This window comes from Streptomyces sp. NPDC007905, from assembly GCF_042959345.1.
Lineage (GTDB): Bacteria > Actinomycetota > Actinomycetes > Streptomycetales > Streptomycetaceae > Streptomyces.
Genome location: NZ_JBIBKS010000021.1, coordinates 122,848 through 141,520, shown reverse-complemented (window position 1 = coordinate 141,520; position 18,673 = coordinate 122,848). Strand labels below are relative to the sequence as shown.

At 67.5% G+C, this 18,673-nt stretch carries 18 protein-coding genes and 2 pseudogenes; 8 read left to right on the top strand and 12 right to left on the bottom strand.

Features of this window, described 5'->3' with window-relative positions:
- The first annotated feature begins 110 nt into the window (after positions 1 to 110).
- Positions 111 to 962, top strand: a complete 852-nt coding sequence (locus ACFZDC_RS31820; RefSeq protein ID WP_391329247.1) for an ATP-binding protein — start codon at positions 111 to 113, stop codon at positions 960 to 962.
- Between the two features lie 2,546 nt (positions 963 to 3,508).
- On the opposite strand, the gene ACFZDC_RS31815 is transcribed toward ACFZDC_RS31820, so the two are convergent.
- From ACFZDC_RS31815 to ACFZDC_RS31795, 5 genes are all read right to left on the bottom strand, one after another.
- Complete coding sequence (locus tag ACFZDC_RS31815; RefSeq protein WP_391329261.1) at positions 3,509 to 4,057, bottom strand: transposase; 549 nt, start codon at positions 4,055 to 4,057, stop codon at positions 3,509 to 3,511.
- Complete coding sequence (locus ACFZDC_RS31810) at positions 4,054 to 4,593, bottom strand: winged helix-turn-helix domain-containing protein (protein ID WP_391329246.1); 540 nt, start codon at positions 4,591 to 4,593, stop codon at positions 4,054 to 4,056. Before ACFZDC_RS31810 ends, ACFZDC_RS31815 begins: the two co-directional genes overlap by 4 nt.
- A 772-nt stretch (positions 4,594 to 5,365) precedes the next feature.
- Complete coding sequence (locus ACFZDC_RS31805; RefSeq protein WP_391329245.1) at positions 5,366 to 6,919, bottom strand: alpha/beta fold hydrolase; 1,554 nt, start codon at positions 6,917 to 6,919, stop codon at positions 5,366 to 5,368.
- Positions 6,920 to 7,231: 312 nt separating this feature from the next.
- Positions 7,232 to 7,435 (bottom strand): hypothetical protein, encoded by a 204-nt coding sequence (locus ACFZDC_RS31800; protein ID WP_391329244.1) that lies wholly within the window; start codon positions 7,433 to 7,435, stop codon positions 7,232 to 7,234.
- 8 nt (positions 7,436 to 7,443) lie between these two features.
- On the bottom strand, positions 7,444 to 7,635 hold the full coding sequence (locus ACFZDC_RS31795) for a hypothetical protein (protein ID WP_391329243.1): 192 nt from the start codon (positions 7,633 to 7,635) through the stop codon (positions 7,444 to 7,446).
- Positions 7,636 to 8,061: 426 nt separating this feature from the next.
- Between ACFZDC_RS31795 and ACFZDC_RS31790 the strand changes: the two genes are divergently transcribed.
- Positions 8,062 to 9,027 carry an IS481 family transposase gene (locus ACFZDC_RS31790; protein WP_391329242.1) on the top strand — a complete coding sequence of 322 codons (966 nt, stop codon included), beginning with the start codon at positions 8,062 to 8,064 and terminating at the stop codon, positions 9,025 to 9,027.
- A 98-nt stretch (positions 9,028 to 9,125) separates the two neighbouring features.
- Here the strand turns inward: ACFZDC_RS31790 and ACFZDC_RS31785 are convergent, their stop codons facing one another.
- The 3 genes from ACFZDC_RS31785 to ACFZDC_RS31775 all read right to left on the bottom strand — a co-directional run bounded on the left by ACFZDC_RS31785 (position 9,126) and on the right by ACFZDC_RS31775 (position 10,893).
- The gene (locus tag ACFZDC_RS31785) at positions 9,126 to 9,857 is read right to left on the bottom strand and encodes a GntR family transcriptional regulator (protein WP_391329241.1); all 732 of its coding nucleotides are present in this window, start codon (positions 9,855 to 9,857) and stop codon (positions 9,126 to 9,128) included.
- Between the two features lie 8 nt (positions 9,858 to 9,865).
- Entirely contained in the window at positions 9,866 to 10,090 is a 225-nt protein-coding gene (locus ACFZDC_RS31780; RefSeq protein ID WP_391329240.1) for a hypothetical protein, read from the bottom strand.
- A 524-nt stretch (positions 10,091 to 10,614) separates the two neighbouring features.
- The gene (locus ACFZDC_RS31775; RefSeq protein WP_391329239.1) at positions 10,615 to 10,893 is read right to left on the bottom strand and encodes a hypothetical protein; all 279 of its coding nucleotides are present in this window, start codon (positions 10,891 to 10,893) and stop codon (positions 10,615 to 10,617) included.
- Between the two features lie 79 nt (positions 10,894 to 10,972).
- Here ACFZDC_RS31775 and ACFZDC_RS31770 point away from each other — a divergent pair, with 79 nt between their 5' ends.
- From ACFZDC_RS31770 to ACFZDC_RS31750, 5 genes are all read left to right on the top strand, one after another.
- Positions 10,973 to 11,731, top strand: a complete 759-nt coding sequence (locus ACFZDC_RS31770; protein ID WP_391329238.1) for a UTRA domain-containing protein — start codon at positions 10,973 to 10,975, stop codon at positions 11,729 to 11,731.
- Between the two features lie 344 nt (positions 11,732 to 12,075).
- Entirely contained in the window at positions 12,076 to 12,393 is a 318-nt protein-coding gene (locus ACFZDC_RS31765) for a hypothetical protein (protein ID WP_391329237.1), read from the top strand.
- Positions 12,394 to 12,597: 204 nt separating this feature from the next.
- Positions 12,598 to 14,262 carry an energy-dependent translational throttle protein EttA gene (gene ettA, locus ACFZDC_RS31760; protein ID WP_391329236.1) on the top strand — a complete coding sequence of 555 codons (1,665 nt, stop codon included), beginning with the start codon at positions 12,598 to 12,600 and terminating at the stop codon, positions 14,260 to 14,262.
- A gap of 6 nt (positions 14,263 to 14,268) precedes the next feature.
- Entirely contained in the window at positions 14,269 to 14,682 is a 414-nt protein-coding gene (locus ACFZDC_RS31755; protein WP_391329235.1) for a thioesterase family protein, read from the top strand.
- Positions 14,679 to 15,356 (top strand): hypothetical protein, encoded by a 678-nt coding sequence (locus ACFZDC_RS31750; RefSeq protein ID WP_391329234.1) that lies wholly within the window; start codon positions 14,679 to 14,681, stop codon positions 15,354 to 15,356. Before ACFZDC_RS31755 ends, ACFZDC_RS31750 begins: the two co-directional genes overlap by 4 nt.
- Positions 15,357 to 15,372: 16 nt before the next feature.
- Here ACFZDC_RS31750 and ACFZDC_RS31745 read toward each other — a convergent pair.
- From ACFZDC_RS31745 to ACFZDC_RS31735, 3 genes and pseudogenes are all read right to left on the bottom strand, one after another.
- A pseudogene (locus ACFZDC_RS31745) lies at positions 15,373 to 15,666 on the bottom strand (ABC transporter ATP-binding protein); the annotation flags it as partial.
- Positions 15,643 to 16,041: pseudogene (locus tag ACFZDC_RS31740) on the bottom strand (ABC transporter permease); the annotation flags it as partial. The pseudogenes ACFZDC_RS31740 and ACFZDC_RS31745, both read right to left, overlap by 24 nt.
- A gap of 233 nt (positions 16,042 to 16,274) precedes the next feature.
- Positions 16,275 to 16,679, bottom strand: a complete 405-nt coding sequence (locus tag ACFZDC_RS31735) for a globin (protein WP_391329233.1) — start codon at positions 16,677 to 16,679, stop codon at positions 16,275 to 16,277.
- Positions 16,680 to 16,754: 75 nt separating this feature from the next.
- Between ACFZDC_RS31735 and ACFZDC_RS31730 the strand changes: the two genes are divergently transcribed.
- Positions 16,755 to 17,732: a methyltransferase domain-containing protein gene (locus ACFZDC_RS31730; RefSeq protein WP_391329232.1), complete on the top strand. Its 978-nt coding sequence runs from the start codon at positions 16,755 to 16,757 to the stop codon at positions 17,730 to 17,732.
- A gap of 18 nt (positions 17,733 to 17,750) precedes the next feature.
- Here ACFZDC_RS31730 and ACFZDC_RS31725 read toward each other — a convergent pair.
- Positions 17,751 to 18,673 (bottom strand): FHA domain-containing protein (locus tag ACFZDC_RS31725; RefSeq protein WP_391329231.1); only part of this gene is annotated, 923 nt, incomplete at its 5' end.

Here is an 18,673-nt window from a genome sequence, read left to right as displayed (position 1 = left end):
CCGGTTGCGTATGAAGTACCAGATGGTTTCGTCAGGTTGAGGACTACCATGCGCGAGGGAGGGGCATGGTAGGCCTGCCCCAGATGTCTACCTGGAGGGCCGGCACGACTATGGACCATCGGCTGCGCTTCGCCCCCGAGATCCTGGTACGTCTCGGCGAGGAGCTTGTTCCGCACCCTGACCTCGGCATCATGGAACTCGTCAGAAACGCCTACGACGCTGACGCCGCCGTTTGCCAGATTCAAATCAAGAACGCTACAGAGGAGGGCGGAAATCTACTTGTCTCCGATGACGGCGACGGAATGACGGCACAGCAATTGGCATCCGGATTCCTCTTGATCGGTAAGTCCGGAAAAGCCGACGCCACACAAACGCATACCCGCTCAGGGCGTCGCAAAGTTGGCGAAAAAGGGCTAGGCAGAATCGCAGCTCTAAGGCTGGGCACCAAGGTGACGGTCACAACACGCCCGAAATCCGAACCAGGCGTCGAGCACCGCCTAACCATTGATTGGGATCAAGTCGATTCATCCTACGCCGTGGAAGACGTCCCGATTTCAATAGAAACACGGCAAATCGAACACTACGGTTCGTTTCGTCATGGCACAGTCATCGATGTAACTAGCCTTCGCCGCGGCATAGGAACCAAAGATGCCGAGCGCCTCGCCCGATCACTTCTTCTTCTAACTGGACCTTTCGCAGATAAGGGGGCTTTTCAGGTATATTGCGACGCACCAGAATTTTCTGCGCTTGCCGAGCTAATCAAGCCCCACCTCTTCGAACAGTACGAGTATCGCCTCGTAGCAAGCCTCGATGAGGACGGAGAGGCAACCGCCACTCTATACAACTGGCGGGGTGAAGCGGAGTTTAAGGGTCGCCATAGCGAAGTGGCACGCCAGCGCAGGGGCAATGTCCCCTTTTCCGTGTGGTCACGGAAGCGGCATCTGGTCAGTGGACGCATGTAGCGGATGACGTTAAGCAAGCCCTTGCGGATGAGCCGGCAATCCAGCTTCGAGCCCTGATACCTCGTCAAGTGCGCAGGGACATCGGCTCGTTCTTTACCACAGGCTCTGTAAGGCACACCTTCGCGGAAATGCTGAGGCAGCAGCCGGCGGACCCTCAACGTCCGATCTGGGATCCAACTTGCGGAGCGGGTGACCTGCTCCTGGCGGCCACAGCACAACTTCCTCTCGGTCCCACACCTGCAGACACTCTCACGATCTGGAATCGCCGTTTGCGAGGGCATGATCTGCATGCACCTTTCATTGCTGTCACAAAGGCACGGCTCATACTGGCGCTCCTAGAGAGACATCGCCTCCGAGGCGACACCATCACTCTGCCAACTCGCAGACTGAAGTCAGCATTCCCTGGAGTGCAGGTAGGGGACGGTCTTGAAGCCCTCAACTCCGCAGAAAAAACAACTCGGTTTCGTGGCAACTTGCTACTGAACCCTCCCTATGGCACTGAAGTTGCGCCTTCATCCTGCACCTGGTCAAGCGGACGTACTTCATTGGCAGCAATGTTCACAGCCAGCGCTGCCGCTGCGCTGCAGCAGGGCGGATGCATAACTGCTGTTCTGCCTGATGTCCTCAGAAGCGGCAGTAGGTACGCCGCTTGGCGGGAGGACCTGACCTCTCGGCTCGAAATCACAGGAGTCAGGCTCCACGGGCTATTCGACCTTCACACGGACGTGGATGTCTTCCTACTTGCTGCAGTGAGGACAAGGAGAGGCCATCCCGGTACGGTTTCTTGGTGGCCTGGGGCGGAGACAGACGAAGAGACTCGTTTGAATGACCTCTTCGAAGTAGCAGTAGGTACCGTGGTTGACAACCGCGATCCGCATACCGGCCCGGAGGTTCCCTACCTAACTGCTCGGTCGCTGCCGGCAGGCGGCGAGATAGAATCGCCTACGCGCTCCAGACGTTTCACCGGCCGCCTGTTTACGCCACCCTTCGTTGTCCTCCGCCGCACTTCTCGCCCTGGCCAGGGAGCAAAGGGCGGAAGCCGGGGAGCCGGTGTACTTGTCGTCGGCCACAGCCCTGTTGCGGTAGACAATCACCTAATCGTGGCGACTCCTCGAGCGGGAGGCATCACACGATGTCGCGAGTTGCTTGAGGTTCTGGAAGGCCCCAAAGTGGTGCATTGGCTAGATGAGCGCATACGTTATCGGCACCTTACGGTGAGTGTCATCCGTGCCATGCCGTGGCGCTGACTAATGGTCGCCTCACGCTGAAGACCCTGGACCACAGGGGTGGACCGTGGTCAATGCGCAGCGTCCCATTACCGGCTGACCAACTCAAAAGCCCGATCCTTTCATGGCCTCAGGAGCCGTGTCGCGGCTCACTGACGCCATGCCTCTGCCTAACGCGTCAGAATAGGCTCTTCAGAGTTGCCCAGTCATTTCGTCCGGGTAACTGGAACTGATTTCAAAACAGTTACTCCTTGCCCCAAAGTGTCAGTTCCTTCAGGGTGTTTGCTTGCCACATAACCGTCAAGCCAACGCATCCCACTTGCGTCCACGAGAGCGAGGAGCATGTAGGTCCTTTTTCCCTTATCTGTGTATCTTCCGATACGTCGGGATCCGCAGTCCCAATCAGCACCAGACAATCTACACGGGTTACTCGGAATATAGTAGCGCAGACTTGAGGCATCTTGCGCAATAAACCAAAGGTCATGTCCTGGTGGCATGTTTTTGATCGTCCCAGAAAACGGCACGGCTGCACCGTCTCCCGCGTCTCCGGATACAGCACTACTTGTTACCTGGACGGAAGGGCGTGAAGCCTTGGGGCTAGCAGTCACCGTCACCTTTGGCCCAGGGTCACCGCCAGAACCACCTCCTGTGGCTAACAATGTCCCTCCGCTACTGACTACAGCAATCAACACGCCTCCGATGGTGTTGATCAATACGCTGTGCCTTTCAGACCATGAACGATCTGATGCTGGAGCCACCACCGGATCGGTATCGGCAGCGTTTTGAGTTTCGGACATACTAAAGTCCCCCTCGGTCTCAAGCGATACGACATCATGGCAGCACCCAGAGACGATTGAGTCCTTTTTGCAAAAACTAGCCCATAGGCGCATGCGTTGCGTGCGAGCCGACCTTCGGGCGACCGACCACGCAATAAAGGGCCCGGCACTTCGAAGCGCAGCAACGCCAGGCATCGGAGGGAGGCAACGACGATGCGGCGGGACAGTACCGGCTTTGGGGCTCGTGTTCCTGCTTGAGACAGAGCACATCAAGGCGGAGCGGACCAAGCCGATCGTCTCCCGCTACCAAGGCCGCACCGCACGGCTACGGGCGGCCGAGCACGACGCCAAGCAGGCCACCACGGACGCGGGACGCCTGGCCGCACTGAGAAGAGGTTCGGCATCACACGTCGAACGAAGAGATCCGCGTGCGACTCCTTCCCTTCGTATTTTGGCAAGGGATCGTTGACACGCGAGTGGATAGGCTGGTGTACCGCCTACCCCCGACCAGGAGTGACGCATCGGACACCCGGCCTGTGAGTGTCTACTGACGTTGTCGCCGTGGTGTCGTCATGGTGAGGCCGGTTTCGGTGAGGCATCCGTTGATGAGGTTGCTGCGGTACTGGATCTGGCGGAGACCATGTCGGAGCGTGCTGATGAGGTGGTCGGGGTCGGTGAAGGCGGTGTTGGCTTGGCTGCTGCGCCGCAGCAAGGACCAGATGCCCTCGACGGGGTTGAGGTCTGGTGCGTAGGCCGGCAGGAAGTAGCAGGTGATCCAGTCGTGGGTGTTGATGAACTCCCGCAGTCGGCGGTCCTTGTGGACGTTGAGGTTGTCCCACACGAGCACGATGGGTGCGCCGAGTTGCTGGTGTGCGGCGATGAGCAGGTCGCGGTAGTCGGTCCAGGTGAAACTGCGTCTGCCGCCGCGCTTGTGATCGAGATGCCGCTTGGGCCGGTAGATCAGCCGTGAGCGTTCACCGTGCTTGTAGCAGGCCAGGGCGGCGATGGAGAAGCGGCGCTGGGAGCGTCCCCTCACCCGGATGACGGGTGTGTGTCCGCGCCGGGCCCAGGTCCGTGTGGTGGGCGGCGTCATCGAGAAGCCGGCTTCGTCTTCGAAGCACAGCCAGGCGTCGAGCGCCGCCACGGACCTTCCACCTGCGGCCAGGTCTCCTTCACCCAGCCCGCCACGGCCTCCTCGTCGCGCTCGATGGCTCGGCGGGCCGGGACCTGGTGGCTGAAGCCGTGCCGGTGCAGCATCCGCGCGATCGCCGACAGCGTCATGCTCTTGTGGAACCGGCGCCCGATCAGCGTCTTGATCCGCACCAGCGTCCACGTCTGGTCCGGCCAGCCGTGTGCGACCGGCCCCTTGGCGAGCTCCTGCTCGAGCACGGTGAACAGGGCCTCACTCAGCTTGGGCCGTGAGACGCTCCCGGCAGAGCGCAGCCCCTCGGTGCCGGCGTCGTGCCAGGCCCGGCGCCAGCGCTGCACCGAGCGCACACTCACCCGTAAGTCCTTGGCGACCTCGGCGTTGCAGGCACCGGCAGCGAATCGCTCCGCGGCCTCCAGCCGGATCCGCTCGCGAAACGCCTGCCGTTCCGGCGTCAGCCCACCACCCTGCGGATATCTCACACAACAGGCATACCGCGACGATCACACATCGTCAGCCCCCAACGACAAGACGCCGCAAAGGTCAGTAACTGCGTGACAACGCCAACGAACAGCGGCGGACGAGCGCGGACGTCTGCGGACCATCTACGCAGGTGAGAAGCATGCCAGCCGAGGCAGGGCCCCCGCCCCAAGTTGCTTCGGGACGAAGAGGTCATCACGCAATGTGTCACGTATCCGCTTCCGTAGGAGCGGCTTGTGCTGTTCGACGGTCGACAGCGTGGCTCAGGCCGGCGGGGGCACAGCGAGGCACACGCGTGCCTGCACGGGCGGCTGACCCCTCGTCGTGGCTGACTGTCGTCGGCTGAGCTTCAGACTGGGCGCATCGAGGGTGCTGGCCGTCAGCCGAGCGCGCTGAAGCTGGGCCGTCCCTGGGCCGTCCGAGGCCGCTCGACAGCGGCCAATGACGACCAACGACGACCACCAGGCGCACGAGCCCACTGCTCCTGAGCAGGGAAAACCCAGGTCCCCAAGATCCCCGACAAGACCCAGGGCAAGAAGAAGTAGGGATTGTGATCACGCCCCCGACCTGCGTGAACGGCGCAGATCGGGGGCGTTTTCATGCTGGGGAACCTCTCTGGAACCTCAGCCCTCGTGATCTTGCGGCCGGAGAGCCTGCCCGAGAGCCTTCCGGGCCCGGTCACCACCGCACGGCGGGGGTACTCCTCCTGCTTGTTGCGCGCGAGCGCAAGCTCGATGCGCTGTTGCTGAGTTGCCCGGTGGATCCGTACGAGCCTCAGGACATGCTGCCCCGGCACACCGTCCCACGGGCCGGCGTGCGGCCCGTGCGGAGGTAGTGGTCGACCGTCTTCTTGACGCAGTGGTTCTGCGGGTATGTGCCGTGGCCCTCCTCCTGGGCCGTCAGGAGCACGCCGACACCGTCGCCCAGGGCGCGGGCCATGTGGCGGGCGCCGGGGTAGGGGGTGATCGGGTCGCCGGTGCCGCCGACCACCAGGACGGGCGCCGCGCCGTCGGCGTTCACCTGGGGCGTGGCGCGCTCGCCGTCGAACGGCCAGCCGTAGCAGAGATAGACGCCGGTGGACCAGGCTGCGCCGAAGACAGGTGAGGCGGCTTTGATGCGGGCCTTGTCCCGGTCGAGGCGTTCAAAGCCGGGGCGCAGGCTGGAGTCCGCGCAGGTGATCGCGGTCTGGGCGACGCGGCTGTTGTCGCGCGGGGCCGCCGCGCGGTCAGCGGAGCCGATGTCGTCCGCGCCCTTGCTCAGCGGACGGCCGTCGTTGTGGTCGATCAGCGCGGTGAGGGCCTTGGCGAGCGGCGACCAGCCGTCCGTGCCGAGGCGGAGATGCTCGCTGACGGCGTACGCGAGGTCGTCGGCGTCGAGGTTCCTTCCGCCGCCGGCCGGGGCGGGCTTCTTCTCCAGGCGGTCGGCCAGGCGCGCCATGCGTCGCGCGGCCTCATCGGGCCCGTCGCCGGTCGGGCAGTGGCGGATACGGGCCGCGCAGTGCACGGCGAACCGGTCGAACGCCGCCTGGACCGCCTTGACCTGCGACACCTTCTTCTCGTCGAGGTCCTCGGTCGGATCGACGGACGCTTCGAGGACGAGCCGTCCGACGTGCGACGGGTACAGGTGGGCGTAGACCGCGCCGAGCGCCGTTCCGTACGAGACGCCGAAGTAGTGCAGCCGCTCGTCGCCGAGGAGGTAGCGCATCAGGTCGAGGTCGCGCGCGGTGTGCGAGGTGCCGATGTACGGGAGGAGCGCCCCGGAGTACTTGACGCAGGCGTCGTCGCCGTCGTAACCGGTGTCGTCCGCGGTCTTCCCACAGCGCACGGGGATGGTCGCGCCGACGCCGCGCGGGTCGAAGGAGACCAGGTCGTAGCGGTCGAGGAGCGGCCTGTACTCGTTGAGGAATTCAGGCAGTCCAAGCACGCCGGACACGCCGGGGCCGCCGAAGTTGAGGACGAGCGAGCCGATGCGCCGGACGTTCGGGCCGGTGGCCTTGCGGCGGATCAGGGCGACGTCGATCGTCCTGCCGTCTGGTTTCCGGTAGTCGAGGGGGGCCGTCATGGCGGCGCAGTCGTAGCCCGTGCGCGCGGTGGGCGGCGCGGTGCAGCGGGACCAGTGGAGGTGCTGTCCGGTGGTGAGCGCGGTGGGCAGACCGGCGGGCGGGTTGTTCGCGGTGAACTCCGTACGCGGCTCCACACTCCGGCCGGGAGCGTCGTGCTGGAGCCAGGCGCAGACGGCCCCGATGGCGGTGAGGACGACCACGGCGATGATGCGCGCACCGACCGAGAGGCCCGGTCTGCGGCTTCGTATCGGATGTGCGTCACTCATCGAAATCCCCGCGCTCCCGCCCCTGGACGCCCGCCCCGGGCCCGCATGCCCGTATCCGTGATCGTCCGATCGTCGAATGCGTGCAGGATACAAGCCGCCTCCGACAGCACGGCCTGACGCCTGGCGTGCGAGTTGGGAACCTCTCGCGACGACCGACGACGACCAATGACGACCGTCAACAGCTGCTCAACCAATGGCCAATTGAGGTGTGTACTCCCGTGGCCAGGCCGGCAAGAAGGGCCCACCGGACCCAGGGCAAGGAGAAGTATTGCGGCACCTGTGTCTCCCTTCCTGCCGGTGGGCCCGCGCGTCTCAGCCGTCGTTCTCTGTCTCCTCGCTGCCTTCCTGCTTGGTGGCGGTGACCTTGAAGGACTCGTCCAGGTAGACCTCGACCGAGGTGCCGTCCTTCTTCTTCACCTCCACCGCGTACATGCCGGGCTTCTCCGCGTCCTCCTCGGACTTCACCACCGTGCCCGGGTACGCGGCGACGGCCGCCGCCTCGGCCTTCTGCTTCACATCGCCCGTCAGCGGCGGTTCCTTGTTGCCGTCGGTGTCCCCCGCGGCCTCCCCCGCCGCATCAGCACCCCCGTGCCCTGGGCGGCCTGCTGGGTGTCCGACTTCGAACTGCCGGAGTTGTCGTCGGAACCACCACCGCAGGCGGCGAGGGCGAACATCAGCACGGCGGCAGGAGCGGCGCGGAGGGCACGACGGGGCACGGCACACATGGGCTGTCTCCAGACTCCGGGGATCGGTGATCCGGGGATCGGTGATCCGGGAACCGGACCACCGGGGGACGGAAACGACCCTAGGAAGCCCGTGTCGAGAGCCCGTCCAGCGAACGGAGAGCAGCAGCGCAGCAGATGCCCAAAGTTTCACCACCGATGACAGCAGCCAGGCTGTCTGTCGGGCGCTACTCAAGTCAGCGTCTGACTCTGTGACGACGTCGTCCACAGCGGCGGCGGAGCGCGAACGGCACCGGTGCAGCATCGAGATGCTGGGAGGCGAGGGGTTCACGTCCACAGGCCGGCGCGCTAGGTGTACTCGGCCGGGAGGTTGGTGACACGCCTGCTGCCGGTTGTTGATCATGGGTGGACCTCCGGGCGTAGTGGAGATAGCCGTCTTCACTCACCTCGGAGGTCCTGGTGGCGCACGCTAATGCCCGGCTGACCTATCACGGCAGATGCCTGCTGGTGCGTCGTGTCGTCTTCGGCCGGCGTCCGGTCGCACATGTCGCCAAGGAACTCGGCGTCTCCCGGCAATGCGCTCACCGCTGGGTCAACCGCTACCGCAGCGAGGGCTGGCCGGGGCTGCACGACCGCTCCAGCCGCCCGCACACCTCCCCCCGCCGCACGGCCGCCGAGGTCGAAGAGCGCGTCCTTGACGCCCGCCGTCGCCTGCGACGGGGACCCGAGCAGATCAGCGAGGCCACCGGTGTCCCGGCCCGCACGGTGACCCGGATCCTGCGCCGCCACCACATCCCGGCCCTGGCGGCATGTGACCCGCTGACCGGGCAGGTGATCCGCGCGGTGCGCACCAGCACCGAGCGCTATGAGTACGCCCGCCCCGGCGGGCTGGTGCACGTGGACGTCAAGAAGCTCGGCAAGATCCCCGACGGCGGTGGCTGGCGGGCCCACGGCCGCAGCGAGAACGTCCGCGAGCGCGGCATCGGCTACGACTATGTGCACGCCGTGGTGGACGACCACTCTCGCCTGGCCTACGCCGAAATCCTCCCGGACGAGAAGGGTGTCACCTGCGCTGCCTTCCTCACCCGCGCCGCCGCGTTCTTCGCCCGCCAGGGCATCACCCGCATCGAACGCGTGATGACCGGCAACGCCAAGAACTACCGGCTCTTCCAAGCCTTCCGCGACGCCTGCCAGAGCCTGGGAGCCAAGCAGAAGTTCACCCGGCCCCACTGCCCGTGGACCAACGGCAAGGTCGAACGCTTCAACCGCACCCTGCAAGCCGAGTGGGCTTACCACCAGGTCTTCGCCAGCAACACCGAACGCACCGACGCACTCGCACCCTGGCTCCACTTCTACAACACTGGCCGCCAACACACCGCGCTCGGCGGCCAGCCACCGATCAGCCGACTGTCACCAAAGTCATGACCGGGTACACATGTACCCGGCCTTGTCGTCGGTGTACAGGTAGCAGGGCTTGCCCTCCGGCCCCGACCACGGGAGGAGTCGCAGTTCCTTCGGTGCCGTCATCGTTGCGTTGGCCTCTCATCAGTTACGTGGTGGGCGGTGAAGACCGCGTCGACGCGATTCCCCGGGAACACCAGTAGCGCAGCCTCGACGACTCGCCCGGCGGCGTCGGTTGCGACGCGTGTGATCCCGAGGACTGCCACGGCGGAGCCGATCCGGAGGGCTGCTGCTTCCTCCGGTGTCGGTGGGCGACTACATACCGTTTCCCGGACAGCTGCCGGCGGGGAGCTCAGGACGGCAAATCGCGTGACCGTCTCCCGCCACGAGGATTCGTCGCCCAGCACTCCGGCCGGTGCCAGGTCGCGCGGGATGTAGATGCGGGCCAGCCCGTGGGGTGACTCTCCTTCGTGGCTCATGCAGAAAAACTCGGTGAGAGGGCTGCCCATCGGTACCTTCAGCAAGGTCGTCAGATGCCCGCGTGCCGCAACCGCGGCGGTGCGAACGGTGACGCGCAGGGCCGGTTCAGCAGCTGTCCACGGGTCCAACGTTCCCCATCCGCCGACGTAGATGATTTTGCGGAGTGGGCGGCGGACGAAGTTGCCTTTGCCGTGGATCTTCTCGACGAGGCCTTCGGCCTGGAGGACCGCGAGGGAACGCCGGAGTGTCGCCGTGCTGACCTTGTATCGATCGGCCAGGCCTGCCTCGGACAGGAGGCGTTCGCCAGGCTTGAGACGGCCGGTGATGATCTGCTGCCGCAGATCATCAGCGATGTCGTGGTGGCGTGGAGGCATGGGCTGAATCACCACCTTCTGACAACGCGAACGGCGGCGAGCCGGGTTCGCGCATGTATGGTCAGCAGCTCGCCCGACTCGAAGAGAAGGCGCTTGACTCCCCGAGGGAGTTGGAAGAGGTCGCTCACCCGCCCCGCCTTGCCTCCCAGTTGAATGACGTCGCCACGCTGCACGGTGGCCGCGGTGATCTCGACGTTGGACGCCAGCGCGCCGGCGGATGCCCAGCCGCTCACTGCTCCACCTCCGCAGGCGTCGAGTGATGGGACGCCGAGTGACACGGGCAGGCGCACGTCTCGTAGACGACCGGCAGGTCGACCGGTGCGGGGACCGGCGAGGACTCCGTGCAGGCAAGGTGCGTGCCGATACGGCAGGCAGTCGACCGGTAGGGGACGGCCGAGGCATCGGCGATCCGGGGCTGTTGGCGAGCAGGCATCAGCCGACTCCCGCGAGTCGCGACCATGCTTCAGCGGGCAGGTGGGAAGCGACCACCACCGCGCGCAGTCGTACCCGCTCCTCCCGAGCCAGCACGTATGGGCGGACGAGTGCGTTGTCTTCACCCACGAGCGGGTGCCGGTGGTTGGCACTGTCGGAAGCCCGGCCCAGGATGACTGTCGGCGCGTCAGCGGATGCAGGCAAAGCGGGCGCGGCCGGCGGCTTGGAGGGCATTAAGGGGCGGTGGTGCCTGCCCTTGGGGGCGTACCGCGCTCTGGTGAGCGGAGACGGCACGGCGGATACGGTTGAGCACGCTGCTCAGCTCCTATCGCTGATGGCTCGGTCCCCCGACATCGCTCGTCGTGGGGACCGTTTTGCGTACGACCGCCCAGAGGGTGCGGCCGCTCAGGCTGGTGGCGAGGAGCCCGAACCGATCGGCCTCGGCCACCACTTCCAGGACCTCCCGCCATGACTCGGCGGAGAACGACTCCGGTAACTCCGCCTCGACCGACGTGTACCGGTCGTGCTCCTCCAGCCGGGCTGGGAGGCCGACGGCGGACAGCCGGGCAGCGATGGCCGCCGCGCTAACTCCCGAAGCGGGCACAGGGCAGCCTCCGTCAACCGGCGATCACTTTCAGTGAAGCTAGTTAACTAGATTAGAGCTAGTGGACTAGATTTTCCATATGCCTGAGCAGCCGCCCTATCTCCGCATCGCCGACGAACTCCGGCGCCGGATCGCGGAGCACGTATGGGAGCCCGGGGACCGCCTGCCGTCCCGCGCCCAGATCGGCCAGGAGTGCGGGGTGGGTGAGAACGTGGTCCGCCGGGCTCAGGAACTGCTGATTTCCCAGGGTGTGCTGGAGGGCCGCGCCGGTTCGGGCACGTACGTCGCCGAGCCCCGGCAGCGGGTGAGGGTGGTTCGTTCGTCCGCGCGTGAGCGGCCCGACCGGTCGCCGTTCCGGGCGGACATGAAAGCCGTGGGCAGGCAAGGGGACTGGGAGAGCCGGACCGAGGCCAAGGTGCCGGCTCCTGCGGACATTGCGGCGCGGCTCGGCATCGCCGAGGGCGAGCTGTGCGTCCGGACGACGTACGAGTTCCTGGCCGACAGCAGGCCGGTGCAGTTGTCGACGAGCTGGGAGCCGTACGACCTCACCGCCGGCACGCTCGTCGTCCTCCCCGAGGGAGGGCCGCACGCCGGGGCAGGCGTCGTGAACCGCATGGCCGCTATCGGTGTCACCGTCAGCCATGCCGTGGAGCAGCCGGAACCGAGGCAGGCGACCGCCGAGGAGGCGTCACTCCTGGGTATCCAGAAGGTTGCGCTCGTCACGCACATCCGGCGGACGTACTACAGCGACGAGGGACGGCCCGTGGAGACGGCGGACATCGTGGTGCCCGCGGCTCACTGCGAGATCGTCTACGAGATTCCGATCAACCGTCAGTAGGGGATGCTAGGAGACCGCCGCTTGAGAGGCGGTAGGTGTCGACCTACCTACGGCGCCGGATGTACCAACCCGCCGCCAGCACAATTGAGGATGCTGATCACGAAGGCCCACACCGTGACGGCGCCGTCGTACGAACGGTAGGCCACGAGAGCATGCATGCCTGACGGATACCCAGGACGCTTGGGCGGAGACGGAGGCCGTAAGTATCCATTGGTCGAAAGCGTGTCGAAGTGCAGACCGCGACACGCGCGGCACGCAAAGACAAGCTGGTCAGCAAGGGTGTGACCCAAGATCCACCAGGCGCCTTCTAAGCGCCGACCCGCCCCGGGCATCATGATCTAGCGATGGATGAGTACGCGAGGCTCACGGGCCCTGAAGTGCCGGCCGGCGACATGGTGCGGCGGAGCTGGGCGGCGACCGTCGATGCTCTGCCCGTGGAGACCCGGATCACCGGGAAGGTCGCGAGCCGTCGGCCGTTCGAGATCTTCATACGTATAGAAGGTCTGCCCGATGCCTTGGGGCTGGCTGAGATCACAGCCATGCCGCTCGGGATGGAGCTGCCTGCCCGCGGGGCCACCGTCACGGGCGTCGTCTACTGGCTCGACGCACGCAACCATCAGGTGAGGGTGCGGCTCGATGAGTGGCAGGCGGATGACGAGTGATCGTTCCTGGGCCGTCTCTGGGCCGTGCGAGGGTGGCCGAGGTCGACCGATGGCGACCGACAGTGACAGACGACCTTCAGCCCGCGGCAGCGAAACCCCAGGTCAGAGGCGCCCGGCCAGACGCGTTTCCGCCTAGGGGTGGCGGTACGGCAAGATGGGGTGTATCTGCCCACTGCCAGATTTCAAGCTGCCGGACGGTTTCTCTTGGCTGAGTTCATTTACACCATGCGCAAGGCGCGCAAAGCGCACGGCGACAAGGTGATCCTCGACGACGTCACCCTGAGCTTCCTGCCGGGGGCGAAGATCGGTGTCGTCGGTCCGAACGGTGCCGGTAAGTCGACCGTGCTGAAGATCATGGCGGGGCTCGAGCAGCCGTCCAACGGCGACGCCTTCCTGTCTCCCGGTTACAGCGTCGGCATCCTGCTGCAGGAGCCCCCGCTGAACGAGGAGAAGACCGTCCTGGAGAACGTCCAGGAGGGTGTCGCCGAGATCAAGGGCAAGCTCGACCGGTTCAACGAGATCGCCGAGCTCATGGCGACCGACTACTCCGACGCCCTGCTCGACGAGATGGGCAAGCTGCAGGAGGAACTGGACCACGCCAACGCGTGGGACCTGGACGCGCAGCTGGAGCAGGCCATGGACGCGCTGGGCTGCCCGCCCGGTGACTGGCCGGTCACCAACCTCTCCGGTGGTGAGAAGCGCCGCGTCGCGCTGTGCAAGCTGCTGCTGGAGCAGCCCGACCTGCTGCTCCTCGACGAGCCCACCAACCACCTCGACGCCGAGTCCGTGAACTGGCTGGAGCAGCACCTGGCCAAGTACCCGGGCACCGTCGTGGCCATCACCCACGACCGGTACTTCCTGGACAACGTGGCCCAGTGGATCCTCGAGCTGGACCGCGGGCGCGCCTACCCGTACGAGGGCAACTACTCCACGTACCTGGAGACCAAGGCCACCCGTCTCAAGGTCGAGGGCCAGAAGGACGCCAAGCGGCAGAAGCGGCTCAAGGAAGAGCTGGAGTGGGTGCGCTCCAACGCCAAGGGGCGGCAGGCCAAGTCCAAGGCCCGTCTCGCGCGGTACGAGGAGATGGCCGCCGAGGCCGAGAAGATGCGGAAACTGGACTTCGAGGAGATCCAGATCCCGCCGGGCCCGCGTCTGGGCAGCGTCGTCGTCGAGGTCGACAAGCTCAACAAGGCCTTCGGTGAGAAGGTCCTCGTCGACGGGCTGAGCTTCACGCTGCCGCGCAACGGCATCGTTGGCGTCATCGGCCCGAACGGTGCCGGCAAGACCACGCTGTTCAAGATGATCCAGGGCCTGGAGACCCCGGACGCCGGCGACATCAAGGTCGGCGACACCGTCAAGATCTCCTACGTCGACCAGAGCCGCGAGAACATCGACCCCAAGAAGACGCTGTGGGAGGTCGTGTCCGACGGGCTCGACTACATCAACGTCGGGCAGGTCGAGATGCCGTCCCGCGCCTATGTCTCCGCCTTCGGGTTCAAGGGCCCGGACCAGCAGAAGCCGGCCGGTATCCTCTCCGGCGGTGAGCGCAACCGGCTCAACCTGGCGCTGACCCTGAAGCAGGGCGGCAACCTGCTGCTCCTCGACGAGCCCACCAACGACCTCGACGTGGAGACGCTCTCCAGCCTGGAGAACGCCCTGCTGGACTTCCCCGGCTGCGCCGTCGTCGTCTCCCACGACCGGTGGTTCCTCGACCGTGTCGCCACGCACATCCTCGCCTACGAGGGTGAGTCGAAGTGGTTCTGGTTCGAGGGCAACTTCGAGTCGTACGAGAAGAACAAGGTCGAGCGGCTCGGTGCGGACGCCGCGCGTCCGCACCGTGCCACCTACAAGAAGCTGACCCGGGGCTGATCGATCTTGCGCCACATCTACCGCTGTCCGCTGCGCTGGTCGGACATGGACGCGTACGGCCATGTCAACAACGCGGTCTTCATCCGCTACCTGGAGGAGGCCCGTATCAACTTCCTGTTCCGTCCGGACAAGGAGTTCCAGCAGGGTTCCGTGGTGGCGCGCCATGAGATCGACTACAAGCGGCAGCTCGTGCACCGGCACCACCCGGTGGACATCGAGCTGTGGGTCACCGAGATCCGGGCCGCGTCCTTCACCATCACCTACGAGGTGAAGGACGAGGATGTCGTGTACGTGCGGGCCTCGACGGTGGTCGTGCCGTTCGACTTCGAGGCCCAGCGGCCGCGCCGGATCACCGAGGAGGAGCGGGAGTTCCTCCAGGAGTACAGGGACGACGCCGCCGAGGAGGCCGTCGCCGCATGACGGTGCTCCACCTGGCCGACGAGACGGAGGCGGCCGACCTCGCCGCCTTCCTCTCCCGGCTGCTCCACTACGACCGTGGAGCCGCGGTGCGCCTGCAGGCGGCCGGCACCGCGCTCGCCGTGTTCGGGCGGCCGCCGTCCTTCGAGGTGCTGGTGGTCCGCGCGGTGCGGCTGGCGAAGCCGTACGAGAACGGGCTCGACGTCACCCTCGATGTGACCGTCTCCGCCGGTGAGTTCCTGGAGTCCCTGGACGAGCGGGCGGCCACGGCCGCCGTACCGGCCGCGGTCACCGGACCGCCGTGGGCCGGCGTCCTGCCGCCGCGCGGCGGCTGGCAGCCCGAGCCGGGGCTGCCGGCGCCGGAGGCGCTGCGGACGACGGTCGCCGACGCCGTCGCCGAGTTCCGCTCCCGTACGGAGGAGCTGGCGCCGGAGCGGCGGACCCGTACGGAGCTGGACCGGATCGGGCGGGACATCTGGTCCCGGGAGATAGGGCGGACCCGGCTTCCGGTGCGGGCCGTGCACGCGGCCCAGTCCCTGGGTTTCCTGCGGCCTGGGACCGGCGCGGCCGACACCGGTCTGTTCTCCTCGGGGGCGTGGCTCAGACTGCGGACGCCGTACGGGTCCGTAGCGGTGCGGCGTGCCGGTCTCGGCGCCCTCGGCGTCAGCGTGCGCTGACCGCGACCCCGCCCGCCTACCTTTCCTCGCTGTCGTCCGGCCACACCCCGATGTGGTCCGGTTCCAGTTCCAGGGCCACTCGGTCGCGCATGGTCAGGGCCTTGGTGTACTCGGCGGGCAACTGCAGGCGGCTCGCGCGGTCGAGCATGGCGTACTCGCGGGCGACCACCGTCTCGTGACCCGTCGTGGCGTCCACCTCGCTGCGGCGCAGCACCTCGGTGGAGGTGCGGCCGTCGCGGATGGCGACCGTGCGGCGGACCTCCCCGGCCACCGCCTGGTCGTGCGTGACCATGACGATGGTGGTGTCCAGCGCCGCGAAGTAGGTCAGGTCCGGGTCGTCCGACCGCCGGGCGGGCGGCTGCAACGAGCGGGGCAGTGCGTACGGGCCCGAGCGGTGCAGCGTCCGCACGGTCGGCGGCAGCCCGTCGAAGATCCTGCGCGCGCCCTGCCGCACGGCGGTGTCGGCGGCGGCGCGCCGGCCGGCCGGGACGTCGGCCTTGACGATCAGTGAGGTGGCGGCCGCGTTGCGCGGGTCACCGAGCACATGGCGCAGCGCCGCGTCCCCGATCGCGCCCGAGTAGGCCGTGAGTGTCGCCGGCACCGCGGTGGTCAGCAGCACGGTGAGCAGGGTGGAGCCGAGCAGCAGGCGGTGTGCCCGCGCGCGTGACACGACGAACCCCGTCACCCGACCCCCGTGTCGTCCGGACTTCCGAACCTCTTTGGATCTCTCTGGATCTCTTCGGATGTATTCGGATCTCCGGCCGATGCCGGCAGAGGGGACCGGTCACGGGTAAGCGTTTGGCGACCGGTCTGTACCGGATCGTGACCGGATTCCGGCGCCGGACGCCCGCAATCCGGCGTTCAGCGGTCGTCAGCCCCGGAATCCGGCATGCGGCCGGTGGTCCGGTCGGGCGCGGGTCACTCCGGGGTGTTCACCATCGACTGGGCCGCGTACGTCAGGTAGTTCCACAGCGTCCGCTCGTGCTCCTCGGACAGCCCCAGCTCTTCGACGGCCACCCGCATGTGCCTCAGCCAGGCGTCGTGCGCCGCCCGGTCCACGGTGAACGGGGCGTGCCGCATGCGCAGGCGGGGGTGGCCGCGGTTGTCGCTGTAGGTGGTGGGACCACCCCAGTACTGGATGAGGAAGAGGGTCAGCCGCTCCTCGGCCGGGCCCAGATCCTCCTCCGGGTACAGGGACCTGAGGAACGGATCCTCGGCGACTCCCTCGTAGAAACGGTGGACGAGCCGGCGGAAGGTCTCCTCCCCGCCGACCTGCTCGTAGAAGGTCTGCTCCTGAAGCGTGCCGCGCCGAATCTCTTTCACCCGTCCATGGTCTCAGACCGGATGGCCCAGGACTCAAGACGTAGGACCCCACCGGCTCGCCCCTACTCTGAACCCATGGGCGCCTACGACACCGAGATCGATCCGCTCGCCGCCGCGGCGCGGGCCGCGCTCGTGGCGGAGATCGACGCCGAAGGGGCCTGGGACGAGGACCCGGTGTGGCGGGAGGCGTTCGCTCAGGTGCCGCGGCACCTGTTCGTGCCGTACTACTACGTCGGCGTCCGGCGCGGCTATGAGCGACGCTGGGGCGAGAGCCCGGATCCCGAGGCACGGGAGCGCTGGGTGCGCGGAGCCTACGCCGACGTCCCGCTGGCCACCCGGCTGCGCGACGGCGAGCTGCTCTCCTCCAGCAGCCAGCCCTCGCTCATGGCGCGGATGCTGGTCGCCCTGCGCGTGGCGGACGGCGACCGGGTCCTGGAGGTGGGCGCGGGCACCGGCTACAACGCGGCCCTGCTCGCCCACCGGCTCGGCGACGACGACCTGGTCACCACCGTCGACCTCGAACCGGAGATCACCGAGTCGGCCGCACGGCACCTGGCGGCGGCCGGGTACCACCCGGTGGTCGTCACCGGCGACGGCGCGCGCGGGGTGCCCGAACGCGCACCCTTCGACCGGATCATCGCCACCTGCGCGCTGCCCACGGTGCCGCGCGCCTGGCTCGCCCAGTGCCGCCGCGGCGCCCGCATCCTGACTCCGCTGGCCACCGGCCTGCTCACCCTCACCGTCCACGACGCGGGGCACGCCGAGGGCCGCTTCCTGCCCACGGCCGCCTACTTCGTGCCGCTGCGCGGCGCGGGCAGCGCGGAACCGGAGGCGGCGGACGTGGCCGGGCTGCCGTGCCGGGCCCGCGAAGAGGAGCTGTTCCGCTTCCTGCTCGCCCTGTCCCGGGGCGCCCTCGATCCGCGGGAGGCCTACGCGCTGTGGGAGCGCGAGGGCAGGCCGGACCGCGAACGGTACGGCGTCACGGTCGGCGGCGGGTGCGCCCGGGCGTGGCTGGACGACCCGGAGGGGCCGCACATCTGGCCCCTCCCTTAGCCGTTTCAGCGAGTCGTTTCAGCCCCTGCGGACGGTGATCGTCGTCCAGGCGCCCACGTGCACCCGGTCGCCGTCCTGCAGCGGCACCGGCACGAACGGCTGGATCGGCTCGTCCGAGCCGTTGACCGTGGTGCCGTTCGTCGAGTTCTGGTCGACGATCGCCCAGGTGCCGTCCGGCTGCTGGACCAGTACCGCGTGCTGGTGCGAGACACCCGGGTCCTCCGGCGGCACCGACAGGTCGATGTCGGGGGTGTCGCCGGTGGAGTGCCGGCGGCGGCCGATGGTGACCTGGTTGCCGGTGAGCGTGCGCTGCTGCTCGGGCGAGTACGCGGGCAGGTTCAGGCCCGTGGCCTCGGGGCCCGAGCGCTGCATCATCGCCATGAAGTACTCGCGGTCCGGGCCGATGGTCGCGGTCCAGGTGGCCGGCCTCTGCGGTGCGTGCGGGAAGCCGGGTCCGGGCGGGGCCTGGGTGGCACCGGGCGGCGGATAGCCGTAGCCGCCGCCCTGTCCGCCACCGGGGGCGGCGGACGACGGCGGGGAGATCACCCAGTCGTCGTCACCGCCGCCGAAGGAGGGGCCGCCGCCGGCCGGGGGCCGGACGGTCTCTCCCGGGAAGGCGGGCGGCGCGGGCGGGCCGGGCTGCTGGAAGGCCTGCGGCGCACCCGCCATGCCACCGGGACCGGCGGGCGGGGTGGGCCCGGGCGGCGGCGGAACCGGACGCGAGGGGTCGCCACCGAAGCCGGACGGGCCGGGCGCACCAGGGCCACCGGGGCCGCCGAAGGGCTCGCGACCGAAGGGCGGCGGACCGGACGGAGCGCCGGGTCCACCGCGGCCCTGGTCCTGTCCACCGCCGAAAGCGGACGGTCCGCCGGGGGTACCGGGTCCACCGCGGCCCTGGTCCTGTCCACCGCCGAATCCGGACGGTCCGCCGGGGGTACCGG